14 protein-coding genes are annotated in these 14,733 nt (G+C 62.1%); 12 read left to right on the top strand and 2 right to left on the bottom strand.

Features of this window, described 5'->3' with window-relative positions:
• The first annotated feature begins 6 nt into the window (after nucleotides 1-6).
• From NKH93_RS27910 to NKH93_RS27885, 6 genes are all read left to right on the top strand, one after another.
• Nucleotides 7-426 carry a hypothetical protein gene (locus NKH93_RS27910; protein ID WP_352973663.1) on the top strand — a complete coding sequence of 140 codons (420 nt, stop codon included), beginning with the start codon at nucleotides 7-9 and terminating at the stop codon, nucleotides 424-426.
• Complete coding sequence (locus tag NKH93_RS27905; RefSeq protein WP_023675083.1) at nucleotides 423-1,061, top strand: SGNH/GDSL hydrolase family protein; 639 nt, start codon at nucleotides 423-425, stop codon at nucleotides 1,059-1,061. The genes NKH93_RS27910 and NKH93_RS27905 overlap by 4 nt, the downstream gene beginning before the upstream one ends.
• A gap of 11 nt (nucleotides 1,062-1,072) precedes the next feature.
• Nucleotides 1,073-2,518: a dihydrolipoyl dehydrogenase gene (gene lpdA, locus NKH93_RS27900; protein WP_352471838.1), complete on the top strand. Its 1,446-nt coding sequence runs from the start codon at nucleotides 1,073-1,075 to the stop codon at nucleotides 2,516-2,518.
• 98 nt (nucleotides 2,519-2,616) lie between these two features.
• Nucleotides 2,617-2,874, top strand: coding sequence for a GlsB/YeaQ/YmgE family stress response membrane protein (locus NKH93_RS27895; RefSeq protein WP_023675081.1), 258 nt, complete (start codon nucleotides 2,617-2,619; stop codon nucleotides 2,872-2,874).
• A gap of 137 nt (nucleotides 2,875-3,011) precedes the next feature.
• Nucleotides 3,012-3,977, top strand: a complete 966-nt coding sequence (lipA, locus tag NKH93_RS27890; protein ID WP_352471839.1) for a lipoyl synthase — start codon at nucleotides 3,012-3,014, stop codon at nucleotides 3,975-3,977.
• Nucleotides 3,978-3,987: 10 nt separating this feature from the next.
• Nucleotides 3,988-4,449 carry a type II toxin-antitoxin system RatA family toxin gene (locus tag NKH93_RS27885; RefSeq protein ID WP_352471840.1) on the top strand — a complete coding sequence of 154 codons (462 nt, stop codon included), beginning with the start codon at nucleotides 3,988-3,990 and terminating at the stop codon, nucleotides 4,447-4,449.
• Here NKH93_RS27885 and NKH93_RS27880 read toward each other — a convergent pair.
• A complete protein-coding gene (locus tag NKH93_RS27880; RefSeq protein ID WP_352833569.1) occupies nucleotides 4,425-4,934 on the bottom strand; it encodes a CinA family protein in 510 nt (169 codons plus the stop codon). The two genes, NKH93_RS27885 and NKH93_RS27880, sit on opposite strands and share 25 nt — an antisense overlap.
• Nucleotides 4,931-6,151, bottom strand: coding sequence for a bifunctional 2-C-methyl-D-erythritol 4-phosphate cytidylyltransferase/2-C-methyl-D-erythritol 2,4-cyclodiphosphate synthase (locus tag NKH93_RS27875; protein ID WP_352502929.1), 1,221 nt, complete (start codon nucleotides 6,149-6,151; stop codon nucleotides 4,931-4,933). Before NKH93_RS27875 ends, NKH93_RS27880 begins: the two co-directional genes overlap by 4 nt.
• 181 nt (nucleotides 6,152-6,332) lie before the next feature.
• On the opposite strand from NKH93_RS27875, the gene dusB reads away from it, so the two are divergent.
• The 6 genes from dusB to NKH93_RS27845 all read left to right on the top strand — a co-directional run bounded on the left by dusB (nucleotide 6,333) and on the right by NKH93_RS27845 (nucleotide 14,671).
• Nucleotides 6,333-7,358, top strand: a complete 1,026-nt coding sequence (gene dusB / locus NKH93_RS27870) for a tRNA dihydrouridine synthase DusB (protein ID WP_352973662.1) — start codon at nucleotides 6,333-6,335, stop codon at nucleotides 7,356-7,358.
• Nucleotides 7,355-8,497 (top strand): two-component system sensor histidine kinase NtrB, encoded by a 1,143-nt coding sequence (locus NKH93_RS27865; protein ID WP_352747246.1) that lies wholly within the window; start codon nucleotides 7,355-7,357, stop codon nucleotides 8,495-8,497. Before dusB ends, NKH93_RS27865 begins: the two co-directional genes overlap by 4 nt.
• Entirely contained in the window at nucleotides 8,494-9,954 is a 1,461-nt protein-coding gene (ntrC, locus tag NKH93_RS27860; protein WP_254817199.1) for a nitrogen regulation protein NR(I), read from the top strand. The genes NKH93_RS27865 and ntrC overlap by 4 nt, the downstream gene beginning before the upstream one ends.
• A gap of 128 nt (nucleotides 9,955-10,082) precedes the next feature.
• The gene (locus NKH93_RS27855; protein ID WP_352928681.1) at nucleotides 10,083-12,368 is read left to right on the top strand and encodes a sensor histidine kinase NtrY-like; all 2,286 of its coding nucleotides are present in this window, start codon (nucleotides 10,083-10,085) and stop codon (nucleotides 12,366-12,368) included.
• Nucleotides 12,358-13,719: a nitrogen assimilation response regulator NtrX gene (ntrX, locus tag NKH93_RS27850; RefSeq protein WP_352471845.1), complete on the top strand. Its 1,362-nt coding sequence runs from the start codon at nucleotides 12,358-12,360 to the stop codon at nucleotides 13,717-13,719. Before NKH93_RS27855 ends, ntrX begins: the two co-directional genes overlap by 11 nt.
• A gap of 88 nt (nucleotides 13,720-13,807) precedes the next feature.
• Complete coding sequence (locus tag NKH93_RS27845; RefSeq protein WP_352973661.1) at nucleotides 13,808-14,671, top strand: D-amino-acid transaminase; 864 nt, start codon at nucleotides 13,808-13,810, stop codon at nucleotides 14,669-14,671.
• Nucleotides 14,672-14,733 lie beyond the last annotated feature (62 nt).

Genomic DNA, 14,733 nt, shown 5'->3' with positions numbered 1-14,733 from the left:
AGGGCGGTGCGGAAATTCTTCACCAGCCTTTTTGCCTTCTTTCTTTCCGGTTTGGCGGGCGGATTGGTGGCGCAGTGGCTCGCCGTCGCTACCAATGCCGACGTAGAGTACATCCTTGTGTTCATGATCTCGGCTCTCGTCACCGTCCTCGTGACGGTCGCGTTCTTCATCGCACAATTCATGTCGGACCCACGACGGGCAACAAAGCTGACGGCGATCATAGGGGTAGCGTTTTTTGTGCTCGTTGGAGTTGCCCTGATCGGCTGGACTTTCTCCCAGCCCCCAGGCAAGAGCCAGTGGTCGGGCGATCTTCCCGTAGTCGCAGGTCTCGTCCTGCCAGGCATCGCTACGGTGCTGGTCCAGTGGCTTTTCGTGCGCTGGCGATTGGCGCGCTCGCAACCGGGTTTCGGCGGGGCAGGCACATGAAGACGGTCCTCTGCTACGGCGATTCGCTTACCTGGGGCTATGACGCGGCAAACCTCGGCCGGCATCCGCTGGAAGATCGCTGGCCGAGCGTGCTGCAGGCGGCATTGGGCAGCGGCGTCGAGGTCATCGCCGAAGGCCTGAATGGCCGAACCACCGCCTTTGACGATCACTTGGCCGGAGCGGACCGCAATGGCGCAAGGCTGTTGCCAACCATCCTGACGACGCACGCACCGATCGACTTGATCGTCATCATGCTCGGCGCCAACGATATGAAGCCGTGGATTCATGGTAATCCGGTCGCGGCCAAGCAAGGCATGCAACGCCTGATCGATATCGTGCGCGGTCACGATTACCCGTTCGATTGGCCGGCGCCGCAGATCCTGATCGTCGCGCCGCCCGTAGTCAGCCGCACGGAAAACGCCGAGTTCAAGGAAATGTTCGCCGGCGGCGATGACGCGTCAAAGCGGCTGGCGCCGCAATATTCCGCCCTTGCCGACGAGGCCGGCTGCGGCTTCTTCGATGCCGGCACGGTAGCCAAAACCACGCCGCTCGACGGCGTCCACCTGGACGCAGAAAACACGCGGAACGTCGGGCAAGCGCTGGCGCCGCTCGTGCGCCTCATGTTGGAATTGTGAAGGAGAAAGCCGTGGCTGAGAACTACGACGTCATCATCATCGGCTCCGGCCCCGGCGGCTATGTCACTGCAGTGCGTTCGGCCCAGCTTGGCTTCAAGACGGCGATCGTCGAGCGCGAGCACTTGGGCGGCATCTGCCTCAACTGGGGCTGCATTCCGACCAAAGCGCTGCTGCGCTCCGCCGAGATCATGCACTATTCGGATCATCTGAAGGACTACGGCCTGAAGATCGATGGCAAGGTCAGCGTCGACACAGCCGCCGTCGTCGATCGCTCGCGAAAGGTCTCGCTGCGGCTCAACGGCGGCGTCGGCTTCCTGATGAAAAAGAACAAGGTTGACGTCATCTGGGGCGAAGCCAAGCTGACCAAACCTGGCGAGATCGTCGTGTCGAAATCGTCGAAGAAGCCGATGGAGCCGCAGCCGCCGGCGCCCAAGGGCGTCAAGGGCGAGGGCACCTACAGCGCCAAGCACATCATTCTGGCGACCGGAGCGAGGCCGCGCGCATTGCCCGGCATCGAGCCGGACGGCAAGTTGATCTGGACCTATTTCGAGGCCATGGTGCCGAAAGAGATGCCGAAATCGCTGCTGGTGATGGGCTCGGGCGCCATCGGCATCGAGTTCGCCTCGTTCTACCGCACCATGGGCGCCGAGGTGACGGTGGTCGAACTGCTGCCGGCTGTGATGCCGGTCGAGGACGCCGAGGTCTCGAAATTCGCGCAGAAGCAGTTCGAGAAGCAGGGCATGAAGATCATTCTAGAAGCCAAGGTGACCAAGGTCGAGCAGGGCACTAACTCGGTCACGGCGCATGTCGAGATGAAGGACGGCAAGGTCGAGAAGATCACCGCCGATCGTATGATCTCGGCCGTCGGCGTACAGGGTAACATCGAAAACCTCGGCCTCGAGACGCTCGGCGTGAAGACGGACCGCGGTTGCGTCGTCGTCGACGGCTACGGCAAGACAAATGTGCCGGGCGTCTACGCCATCGGCGACGTTGCCGGACCGCCGATGCTCGCCCACAAGGCCGAGCATGAGGGCGTGGTCTGTGTGGAAAAGATCGCCAATTTCCCCGGCGTGCATGCCATCGACAAGCTGAAGATCCCGGGCTGCACCTATTGCAATCCGCAAGTCGCCTCGGTCGGACTGACGGAAGCCAAAGCGAAAGCCGATGGCAAGGACATCCGCGTCGGCCGCTTCCAGTTCGCCGCAAACGGCAAGGCGATTGCGCTGGGCGAAGACCAAGGCTTCGTCAAGACCATTTTCGACAAGAAGACCGGCCAGTTGCTGGGTGCCCACATGGTCGGCGCAGAAGTAACCGAACTGATCCAGGGCTTCGTCGTGGCGATGAATCTGGAGACCACCGAGGAAGAGCTGATGCACACGATCTTCCCGCACCCGACGCTGTCGGAGATGATGAAGGAGAGTGTACTCGACGCCTATGGCCGCGCACTGAATGCATGATAAATTAGTTGGGCGAGTCTCACACGGAAGACACAGAGGAACTCGACGGCAGAGCAATTCGTTTCGCAGGCATCATCCATCATACAAGGAGAGGGCATATGGAAATGAACGGCGTGGGCTGGGTTGCAGCCATCATCATCGGCGGCCTGGCGGGATGGCTCGCCGAGATGGTCATGAAGAGCAATACCGGCATCCTCATGAACATCGTTCTCGGCATTGTCGGCGCAATAGTGTTGAATGCCATCTTGCAGGCCCTGAACATCGGCATCTTCGGCGTCGGCTGGATAGCCTATCTGATCACCGGCTTCATCGGTGCCTGCATTCTGATTGCGGTCGGACGACTGGTGCGCCGCTAACCTCTGTCGGCACTTGCTATGCGAAAAAGGCCACCGCGGCATGCGTGATCGCGGCCTTTTTCTTTTCTCCGAAAAGTCCTAGATGACGTGGGTAGAGCGAGCGCTGGACAAGCGCTTGCCAATGAGCCGGGTTTCACATGGTCACCGTCCTCGACACGATTGCCAATGCGCCGCGCCTGCGGCATCCCGAAAAGGCGCACAAGCCGGATCAGGACGTACTGCGCAAGCCTGACTGGATCCGCGTCAAGGCGCCGATGTCGAAAGGCTATGCCGAGACGCGCGAAATCGTGAAGTCTCACAAACTGGTGACGGTTTGCGAAGAGGCGGGCTGCCCCAATATCGGCGAGTGCTGGGAGAAGAAGCACGCCACCTTCATGATCATGGGCGAGATCTGCACGCGGGCCTGCGCCTTTTGCAATGTCGCCACCGGCATCCCGACCGCACTCGATCCCGACGAGCCGGCGCGCGTCGCGCATGCGGTCAAGCAAATGGGCTTGAGCCATGTCGTCATCACCTCCGTCGATCGCGACGATCTGGCCGACGGCGGGGCCCAGCATTTTGCTGATGTCATCCGTGCGATCAGGGCAGCAACCCCGTCGACGACGATCGAAATCCTGACGCCCGATTTCCTGCGCAAGGACGGTGCGCTGGAGATCGTGGTGGCGGCCAGGCCGGATGTTTTCAACCATAATCTCGAGACCGTGCCGTCTAACTATCTGACGGTTCGGCCGGGCGCGCGCTATTTCCACTCGATCAGGCTCTTGCAGCGGGTCAAGGAGCTTGACCCCTCGATCTTCACCAAGTCCGGCATCATGGTCGGCCTTGGCGAGGAGCGGAACGAAATTCTGCAGCTGATGGACGATTTGCGTTCGGCCAATGTCGACTTCATGACCATCGGCCAATATCTGCAGCCGTCGAAGAAGCACCATCCGGTGATCCGCTTCGTCACGCCGGAGGAATTCAAGTCCTTTGAGACGATCGGCAGGACCAAGGGCTTCCTGCTGGTAGCGTCGAGCCCGCTGACGCGCTCGTCGCACCATGCCGGGGACGACTTTGCCAGGTTGCGCGCGGCGCGCGAAGCGTTTCTCAAAAAGTCCGCCTAACACTGGTTTTATGCCACAATTCGAAGCCCATCGCCGCGTTGCGCATACGCCGGAGCAGATGTTCGCTCTGGTCGCCGATGTCGAATCCTATCCGCAATTCCTGCCGCTTTGCGAGGCACTGACGGTTCGCTCACGCAAGGAACGCGACGGGCGCACCTTGCTCATCGCCGACATGAGCATCGGCTACAAGGCGATCCGCGAGACCTTTACCACGCAGGTGCTGCTGAAGCCGGACGAGAACGCCATAGATGTCAAATACATCGACGGCCCTTTCAAATATCTGAGCAATGTCTGGCGCTTCGACCCGGCGGACGGCGCTGGTTGCAACGTCTGCTTCTTTATCGACTACGAGTTCAAGAGCCGCATTTTGGGTGCGTTGATGGGAACCATGTTCGACCGCGCCTTCCGCATGTTCTCCGAGGCGTTCGAGAAACGGGCCGAAATCATCTACGGCGCGCCATCGACGGCCTGATCCGCAGCGAGCGCGCGCAGACCCAGTTCAAGCGCATGACGGACCGTCTCCCTGCGGATGTAATCGCGGCCCTTGTCGGCGAACAGCTGGCATTCGCTGACTACCGGCCGGCCAGCCACGGCAACGCCGAACCAGACCAGGCCGACAGGTTTTTCCGCCGAGCCGCCGTCCGGACCGGCGATGCCGGTCACCGCCAGGGCGAGCCCGGCCGGCGAATGCGCCAAGGCTCCGGCCGCCATCTCCACCGCAGTCTCGCGCGAGACCGCGCCGTGCGCCTCGAGCGTAGCGGCCGAGACGCCGAGCATCTCGGTCTTGGCCTGGTTGGAATAGGTGATGAAGCCGCGATCGACCACCGCGGAAGAGCCGGCGATGTCGGTCAGCGCGGCGATGATCATGCCGCCGGTGCAGCTCTCCGCCGTCGCCAGCATCATGCCGCGCTGCTGGCAGGCCTTAAGCAGGGCATCTGCGAGACCGCTATTGCTCATTCAGGGACATCCCCTGGAAACACAACGCTGGCAGTCGCGATGGCCGCTATGCCTTCCTCACGGCCGACGAAGCCGAGCTTCTCATTGGTTGTCGCCTTGATCGAGATGCGATCGCGCGAAATTCGCAGCATTGCCGAAAGCGCTTCGGTCATGGCCTCGCGATGCGGGCCGACGCGCGGCGCCTCGCAGATCAGGGTGATATCGGCGTTGGCGATGCGTCCGCCGCGCGCGCGCACCAGCTTCACCGCGTGTTCGACGAAGATGCGTGAAGCGGCCCCTTTCCACTGCGGGTCGGAGGGCGGGAAATGCGTGCCGATGTCACCGGCGCCGCAGGTGGCGAGCAGGGCGTCGGTCAAGGCGTGGAGACCGACATCGGCATCCGAATGGCCGGACAACTTCCTATCGTGTGGAATGGCGACGCCGCACAGGGTGACATGGTCGCCGGGCACGAACGCATGGACGTCATAGCCATTGCCGGTTCGGATGTCGGGAAAACGCGGGGCGCTGGAAAGCCGCTGATCCGCCATTGCAATATCCCGTGCCCAGGTCAGTTTGACGTTGTCCGGCGAGCCGGGAACGATCTTCACCGGAATATGCGCCCATTCGGCGATTGCCGCATCGTCGGTGAAATCCGCTTTGCCCAGATGATGAGCCTTTTCGTGCGCAGCCAGGATCGGCCAGAACGGAAAGCCTTGCGGTGTCTGTGCGGCATGAAGCCCGGCCCTGGACACGGTTTCGCCGATCATGCCTTCGGCCGTTTCGCGCTTGAGCGTATCGGCAACCGGCAAGGCAGGCAGTGCCCCCTGGCGCTCGCCAATGGCGGCGATCGTGCGGTCTATCAGTTCCGCATCGACAAACGGCCGGGCCGCATCATGGATCAAGACCCGGCCCGGCGCATTGCTTCTCAACGCCAGCAGTCCAAGGCGGACGGACTCCTGCCGTGACGTACCGCCGGTCACCGCGACGACACGGTCGGCGTTCGCACCGGCCGCACGGCGGAAAAGCGCGCCGTCGTCGGCATGGATAGCAACGACGACAGGTCCAATCTTCGGATGCGTCAGAAAGGCGCCGAGCGTGCGTGCGATAACGGCGCCGCCGCCGATTTGCTGGTACTGCTTCGGCCCCTTGGCCTGTCCGGCGCGCGCGCCGCGGCCGGCAGCAACGATGACCACGGCGACCTTGTCGTCCGCAGCTTGCTTTTCGCTCGCATCTCTCATGCCGAGACGCTTAACGCATGATCCCGAAAAGTGGTATCGCTTTTGGAAGACCCAGGATTGATGCGGTGCGGCGATCCGTATTTTTCCCAAATGCGCCTTAATGTCACGACATTGCGCGTTGCACATTGCCGCCGTTCTGGCTAGAGAATGTGCAGCAACCGAAGGTGCTTGGTTTTTGTGCATGCCTGATGTGACCAAATTGGCTTCGCCGCTGGATGTGGGTGGCGTGAGAATCCGCAATCGCGTATTTCTCGCGCCCATGTCGGGCATCACCGACGAACCGTTCCGGCAACGCGCCCATGCGCATGGCGCCGGGCTGGTCGTATCGGAAATGGTGGCGAGCGGCGAGCTTGCAAAGGGCAGGGCTGGTTCCGGCCTGCGCATCCGTCATTCCGGGCTGCCTGTCCACATGGTCCAGCTTGCCGGCCGTGAGGCGGCGCACATGGCCGAGGGCGCGCGAATCGCAGCCGGCGAAGGCGCCGACATCGTCGACATCAACATGGGCTGTCCGGCCAAAAAGGTGACGGGCGGCTATGCCGGTTCGGCACTGATGCGAGATCTCGACCACGCGCTGTCGCTGATCGAAGCGGTAGTCGGCGCGGTCGACGTGCCGGTCACGGTCAAAATGCGGCTCGGCTGGGACGAAGGCGCGCTCAACGCGCCGATGCTGGCGCGACGCGCCGAGCAGGCCGGGGTGATGATGGTGACGGTGCATGGCCGCACACGTTGCCAGTTCTATCAGGGCACGGCCGACTGGCGTGCCATCGCACGCGTCAAGCAGGCCGTCTCGATCCCTGTGGTTGCCAATGGCGATGTCGGCTCGCCGGCGGAGGCAGCGTCGATCCTCGAGCAGTCTGGCGCCGACGCGGTGATGGTCGGCCGCGCGCACTATGGCGCGCCTTGGACGGCCGGCAGCATTGTAGCGGCCGCGCTGGCCGAGCCGGTATCCGGCATGCCGGAAAGCCCGCAAGCGCTGTCCGACTACGTCATTGCCCATTACGAAGACATGCTGGCGCTTTATGGCGAGGAAAGCGGAGTGCGCCAGGCGCGCAAGCATCTCGGCTGGTATCTCGACCGCCACGCCGCCACAAGCGACGACCGGCGCAAGGCCATACTCACGTCTTTCGAGCCTGGGCGCGTCATTGCCTTGCTGCGCGACGTATTTTCGAGCGCTCCCGAAGCAGCGAACCTGCGGAGTGCGGCATGAACGCCACCGTCACACAGAGCACGGATATGGCGGACGCCGCGCATATTGTGCTCAACACCATTCGTCGGCCGGTGATCATGGTCGATCCGCAAGGCTTCATCACCTTCGCCAATGCCGATGCCGAGGATTTTTTCCGTTCGAGCGCCACGATGCTCGCCCGCAACACGCTGCACAAGCTCATTCCTTTCGGCAGCCCGCTGCTGACGCTTGTCGACCAGGTGCGCGAGCGCCGGGCGCCAGTCAACGAATACCGGGTGGACGTGTCGTCGCCGCGGCTCGGCATCGAGAAGGTGGTCGATCTCTACGTCGCGCCTGTGACGGAATTTCCAGGCTCCGTCGTGGTAATGTTCCAGGAACGCTCAATGGCCGACAAGATCGACCGGCAGATGACGCATCGCGGTGCGGCGCGCTCGGTCACCGGCCTTGCCGCGATGCTTGCCCATGAGATCAAGAACCCGCTGTCCGGCATTCGTGGTGCCGCGCAGCTGCTTGAACTGTCGGCGTCCGACGAGGATCGCGCACTGACCAGGCTGATCACCGACGAGACCGACCGCATTGTCTCGCTGGTCGACCGCATGGAGGTGTTTTCGGACGAGCGGCCGATCGACCGCTACCCCGTCAACATCCATGTCGTGCTCGACCATGTCAAGGCAATCGCCAAGAACGGTTTTGCCAAGAGGATCAAGATATTAGAGGATTATGATCCATCATTGCCTCCGGTTTTTGCCAATCGCGACCAGCTCATCCAGGTGTTTCTCAATCTGGTAAAAAATGCCGCCGAGGCGATCGGCAGCGATCCGCAGGGCGAGATCATGCTGTCGACCGCCTTCCGCCCGGGCATCCGTGTTTCCGTGCCCGGAACGCAGGACCGCGTGTCGCTGCCATTGGAATTCTGCGTGCGCGACAACGGTTCGGGTGTCTCCGAAGATATTCTGCCGATCCTGTTCGATCCCTTCATCACCACTAAGCCGAACGGCTCCGGTCTCGGTCTGGCGCTGGTCGCAAAGATCGTCGGCGAGCATGGCGGCATCATTGAATGCGAATCGACGCCGCGCGGGACCACCTTCCGCATCCTGATGCCGGCGTGGAAAGAAACCCAGTTTGGCACCGACGACGACGTTGAAGGAGACCGCAAATGACCGTTCGCGGCAATATTCTCGTCGCTGACGACGATGCGGCCATCCGCACAGTCCTCAACCAGGCGCTTTCGCGCGTCGGCCACGACGTGCGTGTCACCTCCAACGCTTCGACGCTGTGGCGCTGGGTGGCGGCGGGCGAGGGCGATCTGGTCATCACCGACGTTGTCATGCCCGACGAGAACGCCTTCGACATGCTACCGCGCATCAAGAAGGCGCGACCGGAACTGCCGGTCATCGTCATGAGTGCGCAGAACACGTTCATGACAGCAATTCGTGCCTCCGAAACCGGGGCCTACGAGTATTTGCCGAAACCGTTCGACCTGACCGAGCTGCTCAACATCGTCAACCGCGCTCTTTCCGAGCCGCGGCGGCCGAAGATCGATACGCGGGCCGACGAGCCGCCGGAAACGATGCCGCTGGTCGGCCGCTCGGCGGCCATGCAGGACATCTACCGCATGCTGGCGCGCATGATGCAGACCGACCTGACGGTGATGATCTCGGGCGAATCGGGTACCGGCAAGGAACTGGTGGCGCGCGCGCTGCATGAATACGGCCGTCGTCGTGGTGGCCCCTTCGTCGCCATCAACATGGCGGCGATCCCACGCGACCTGATCGAATCGGAACTATTCGGGCACGAGAAGGGCGCCTTTACCGGCGCACAGAACCGCTCCACCGGCCGTTTCGAGCAGGCCGAAGGCGGCACGCTCTTCCTCGACGAGATCGGCGACATGCCGATGGAAGCGCAGACGCGGCTGCTGCGTGTGCTGCAGCAGGGCGAATATACCACGGTCGGCGGCCGCACGCCGATCAAGACCGACGTGCGCATCGTGGCTGCCACCAACAAGGACCTGCGCACGCTGATCAATCAGGGGCTTTTCCGTGAGGACCTGTTCTACCGTTTGAACGTTGTGCCGCTCAGGCTGCCGGCGCTGCGCGAGCGCTCGGAGGACATTCCGGACCTCGTCCGCCACTTCTTCAAGCTCGGCGTCAGTGAAGGCTTGCAGACCAAGCGCATTTCCACCGGCGGCATCGAGCTGATGAAGCGCTACCCATGGCCCGGTAATGTGCGCGAACTCGAAAATCTCATCCGCAGGCTGGCCGCACTGTATTCGCAGGACGAGATCTCCGCGGAGATCATCGAGGCGGAGTTGAAGACCGGCGAAAGGCCTGTCGTTCCAGGTGGCGGCAACCTCATTCCCGACGACCTTTCCATCGGCCAGGCGGTGGAGCATTTCCTGCAACGCTATTTTGCCTCGTTTGCCGGCGACTTGCCCCCTGCCGGGCTCTATCAGCGAATCCTCTCCGAGGTCGAATATCCGCTGGTCCTCGCCTCAATGACCGCGACGCGCGGTAACCAGATCAAGGCTGCGGAATTGCTGGGGCTCAACCGCAACACACTGCGCAAGAAGATTCGCGAACTCGGCGTCAACGTCTACAAATCGTCCAGGCAGGTCTAGACGAATCCCTTTACGAGCGCTTTCCAGGGGATCGATTGCCGAAAGATTTCCGTCTCGGCCACACTTGTTGCATAATCGCCACAATGCGTTGCATACATCCGACGCAATCACTGGCTCTAGACGGCGACATGGCCCTGCACGCACCGACACTGAGCAAATCGCTTTTCAGCAATACGGGCGCGCGAGACGGTCGCCGGCTGCTTGCGCTGCCGGGCGTGATCGCCGTTGCCGGTGCGCTGGTGACGGCGGCGATCTCATTCGCCATTCTGGTCGGCGCGACGCCGATCACGCCCGACGCGAGGACGACGCTGGCGCTGATTGCGCTTAATGCGGCGTTCGTCCTGTTTCTGATCTTGCTGGTCGGCCGCGAGGTGCATCGCATCCTGATGGCACGACGGCATGGCAAGGCTGCGTCGCGCCTGCATGTGCGCATAGTGGCGATGTTTGCGCTAGTCGCCGCCATCCCCGCGATCATGGTGGCGATCATCGCGTCGATCACGCTCGACATCGGCCTCGACCGCTGGTTCGAGATCCGCACCAAGACGATCGTCAATTCGTCATTGTCGATCGCTGACGCCTATGTGCAGGAAAACGCCCGAAATCTTCAGGGCACGACGTTGTCGATGGCTTACGACCTCGACGCTTCGCGCACGCTCTACGGTCTCGATCGCACCGGGTTCCTCGATCTCATGAACAAGGAGGCGGTGGGACGCTCGCTGGCGCACGCAGCACTCATCAAGCCCGATGGTTCCTTCGTTATGAGCGCCAAGACCGACGCGGACTTTGCCATGCCGGAGCCGCCTGAGGGCGCCGTGGCAAGCGCTGCCGACGGCAAGCCGGTGCTGATAGAGCCGCGCACCCGCAACATCATGGGTGCGATCGTCAAGCTGCGCGAGATCGACGGGCTCTATCTCTACACCATCCGCCTCGTCGATCCCGAGGTGATCAAGGCACGGCAGATCGTCAAATCCAACACCGCCGAATATCGCGGTCTCGAAGACAATCGCCGCACCTCGCAAGTGGCTTTCGCGCTTCCCTATCTGTCGCTGACGCTGATCATCATCCTGTCTGCCATCTGGACCGGCATTGCGGTGGCCGACCGCCTAGTGCGGCCGATTCGTCAGCTCATCGGCGCGGCCGATGAGGTCGCCACCGGCAATCTCGACGTAGCCGTGCCTGTCCGCCCCTCCGACGGTGACGTCGCCTCGCTCGGCGACACCTTCAACAAGATGCTGATGGAGCTGAAATCGCAGCGCAACGAGATCCTGTCGGCCAAGGATTTGATCGACGAGCGGCGGCGCTTTTCGGAGGCGGTGCTTGCCGGCGTCACCGCCGGGGTCATCGGCGTCGATCCATATGGCATCGTCACCATCGTCAACCGTTCGGCGGAAACGATGCTGGCCATATCCGCCACGGCAGCGCTTGGGCAGAACCTTTCGGCCGTGCTGCCGCATGTCGGCCGCGTCTTCGAGATCGGCCGCAAGTCGGGCAAGCCGGTCTATCGCGAACAGGTCACCTTCTATCGTGCCGGCACTGAACGGACCTTCAACGTACAGATCACGATCGAAGCCGGCGACGACGGTTCGGAGGATAAATCCTACGTCGTTACAGTCGATGACATTACCGATCTGGTCCAGGCACAGCGTTCCTCCGCATGGGCCGACGTGGCGCGACGCATCGCCCACGAGATCAAGAATCCACTGACGCCGATCCAGCTTTCGGCCGAGCGTATCAAGCGGCGTTACGGCAAAGTCATCACCGAGGACCGTGAGGTTTTCGATCAATGCACCGACACCATCATCCGGCAAGTGGAGGACATCGGCCGCATGGTCGACGAGTTCTCGGCGTTCGCCCGCATGCCGAAACCGGAAATGAAGGCCATCGATCTGCGCGATTCGTTGCGCGAAGCCTCGTTCCTGGTCGAAGTGAGCCGGGCCGACATCACCTTCGAGCGCGTCTTCGGCAATGAGCCGCTCAAAGGCACGTTCGACAGCCGGCTGATGGCGCAGGCTTTCGGCAACGTCATCAAGAATGCTGCCGAAGCCATCGACGGACTTGATGCAGAGGATCGTCCGCACGGCATAATCCGGATTCAAGCCGGGCGTCAGAATGGCGCGATTCGAATCGACGTCATCGACAACGGCAGGGGCTTGCCGCGCGAAAACCGGCAGCGCTTGCTCGAGCCTTATATGACGACACGCGAGAAAGGCACCGGGCTTGGCCTCGCTATCGTCAAGAAGATCGTGGAGGACCATGGCGGGCGACTCGAATTGCACGATGCACCAGCGGACTTCCACGATGGGCGGGGCGCAATGATCAGCATCATCCTGCCGGTTGCCGCCACCGTTCCGATGCGCGGCGAGGGCAAGACGGAACACGAAAAAGAAACTGAAAAGGTCGGTAATGGCGTCTGATATTCTCATCGTCGATGACGAGGAAGACATCCGCGAACTCGTCGCCGGTATCCTGAGCGACGAAGGTCACGAAACACGCACGGCGTTTGACGCCGACAGCGCGCTGGCGGCAGTTGCCGACCGGGCACCCAGGCTGATCTTCCTCGACATTTGGCTGCAGGGCTCGCGGCTCGATGGCCTGGCTTTGCTGGACGAGATCAAGACGATGCACCCGAACCTGCCGGTCGTGATGATCTCGGGCCACGGCAATATCGAAACGGCGGTCTCGGCCATCCGCCGCGGCGCCTATGATTTTATCGAAAAGCCGTTCAAGGCCGACAGGCTGATCCTTATTGCCGAACGGGCGCTTGAAACGTCCAAATTGAGACGCGAGGTTTCGGATCTCAAGCTGCGCAGCGGCGAGACTTTCGACCTTATCGGCATGTCGTCGGCAATGAGCCAATTGCGCCAGACCATCGAGCGCGTCGCGCCGACCAACAGCCGCGTCATGATCATTGGCCCCTCCGGCTCGGGCAAAGAACTGGCGGCGCGCGCCATCCACGCGCTCTCAGCGCGCAAGAGTGCACCGTTTGTGACGCTGAGCGCCGCCAACATCACCCCAGAGCGTATGGAGATCGAGCTGTTCGGCACCGAATCGAACGGCGTCGAACGCAAGGTCGGTGCGCTGGAGGAGGCCCATCGCGGCATTCTCTACATCGATGAAGTGGCCGACATGCCGCGCGAGACGCAAAACAAGATCCTACGCGTGCTGGTCGAACAGCAGTTCGAGCGGGTAGGGGGCACCAAGCGGGTCAAGGTTGACGTGCGCATCGTCTCGTCGACCTCGCAGAACCTGGAAGCCATGATCGCCGACGGCCGTTTCCGTGAGGACCTTTATCATCGCCTGGCCGTGGTTCCGGTCATGGTGCCGGGACTGGCCGAGCGTCGCGAGGACATTCCTTATCTGGTCGACAATTTCATGAAGCAGATCGCTCGCCAGGCCGGCATCAAGCCGCGCCGCATCGGCGACGACGCGCTGGCTGTGCTGCAGGCGCACAACTGGCCGGGCAACGTTCGCCAGTTGCGCAACAATGTCGAGCGGTTGATGATCCTGGCGCGCGGCGACGATGTCGATGCGCCGATCACCGCCGACCTCTTGCCTGCCGAGATCGGCGACGTCATGCCTCGCACTCCAAACAAGTCCGATCAGCACATAATGGCGCTGCCGCTGCGGGAAGCGCGCGAACAATTCGAAAAGGATTATCTGATCGCCCAGATCAACCGTTTTGGCGGCAACATCTCGAAGACGGCAGAGTTTATCGGCATGGAACGCTCTGCATTGCACCGCAAGCTGAAGTCGCTGGGCGTCTGACAGCCAAACCAGTCGTGGCCCACGCAATTATCGGTTACGGCGGTCTTGGAATCGCATAAGAAGGCTGGACTTCTCTCAGGGATTAGCCATGCCGCGCATTGCGTATGTGAACGGGCGCTACGTCGCTCACGCCGAAGCTTCCGTGCATATCGAGGACCGTGGTTATCAATTCGCCGACGGCGTCTACGAGGTCTGCGAGGTGGCACGAGGCTTCATCGTCGACATGCCGCGCCATCTCGCCCGATTGAACCGCTCGCTCACCGAACTCTCGATCGATTGGCCGGTCACGCGCAGCGTGCTGCCGCTCGTCATGCGCGAGGTGGTGCGCCGCAACCGTGTCGTTGACGGCCTGGTCTATGTCCAGGTGACACGCGGTGTCGCCAGCCGCGAGTTTTTCTTCCCGCCAGCGGGCACGAAGCCGTCGCTGGTGGTGACCGCCAGAAAAGCCGATCCTGCAGCTGCCGCGAAGCGGGCCGAGAGCGGGATCCGGATCATCACGGTGCCGGAGAACCGGTGGGATCGGGTCGATATCAAGTCGGTCGGCCTGTTGCCGAACGTGCTGGCCAAGCAGAAAGCCAAGGAAGCCGGCGCTCAGGAGGCCTGGTTCGTCGATGTCGACGGCACCATCAAGGAAGGTGGATCGTCGAACGCCTGGATCATCACCGGGGATGGCGTGCTGGTGACGCGGCCGGCCGAGCACGGCATCCTGCGCGGCATCACCCGTACGACGCTGTTCGACGTGGCCGCCAAGCTCGGCCTGAAGATCGAGGAGCGCGGTTTTTCGGTGGCCGAAGCCAAGGCCGCGCGCGAGGTTTTCATCAGCTCCGCGACCACGATTGCCATGCCGGTGGTGGCGATCGATGGCGCTCCCGTCGCCAACGGCCACCCGGGCTCGATAACAGTTTCATTACGGCAGGCCTTTTTTGACGTTGCGGAAAAAAGTCCAGCCTGATAACCGCACAGATGGAATGAACATCAATATATCTCGTTCTGCTTGTCGTTACTGACGGCAAG

It is taken from the genome of Mesorhizobium sp. M0954 (assembly GCF_040319155.1).
GTDB lineage: Bacteria > Pseudomonadota > Alphaproteobacteria > Rhizobiales > Rhizobiaceae > Mesorhizobium.
This window is presented reverse-complemented; position numbering and strand designations above follow the sequence as displayed.

Excerpts from the sequence above, each read along its gene's own strand:
- NKH93_RS27845 (WP_352973661.1), top strand. The coding sequence starts at position 13,808 with ATGCCGCGCATTGCGTATGTGAACGGGCGCTACGTCGCTCACGCCGAA.
- dusB (WP_352973662.1), top strand. The coding sequence starts at position 6,333 with ATGCCTGATGTGACCAAATTGGCTTCGCCGCTGGATGTGGGTGGCGTG.
- ntrX (WP_352471845.1), top strand. The coding sequence starts at position 12,358 with ATGGCGTCTGATATTCTCATCGTCGATGACGAGGAAGACATCCGCGAA.
- lipA (WP_352471839.1), top strand. The coding sequence starts at position 3,012 with ATGGTCACCGTCCTCGACACGATTGCCAATGCGCCGCGCCTGCGGCAT.
- NKH93_RS27895 (WP_023675081.1), top strand. The coding sequence starts at position 2,617 with ATGGAAATGAACGGCGTGGGCTGGGTTGCAGCCATCATCATCGGCGGC.
- ntrC (WP_254817199.1), top strand. The coding sequence starts at position 8,494 with ATGACCGTTCGCGGCAATATTCTCGTCGCTGACGACGATGCGGCCATC.
- NKH93_RS27865 (WP_352747246.1), top strand. The coding sequence starts at position 7,355 with ATGAACGCCACCGTCACACAGAGCACGGATATGGCGGACGCCGCGCAT.
- NKH93_RS27885 (WP_352471840.1), top strand. The coding sequence starts at position 3,988 with ATGCCACAATTCGAAGCCCATCGCCGCGTTGCGCATACGCCGGAGCAG.
- NKH93_RS27875 (WP_352502929.1), bottom strand. The coding sequence starts at position 6,151 with ATGAGAGATGCGAGCGAAAAGCAAGCTGCGGACGACAAGGTCGCCGTG.
- NKH93_RS27880 (WP_352833569.1), bottom strand. The coding sequence starts at position 4,934 with ATGAGCAATAGCGGTCTCGCAGATGCCCTGCTTAAGGCCTGCCAGCAG.
- NKH93_RS27905 (WP_023675083.1), top strand. The coding sequence starts at position 423 with ATGAAGACGGTCCTCTGCTACGGCGATTCGCTTACCTGGGGCTATGAC.
- NKH93_RS27855 (WP_352928681.1), top strand. The coding sequence starts at position 10,083 with ATGGCCCTGCACGCACCGACACTGAGCAAATCGCTTTTCAGCAATACG.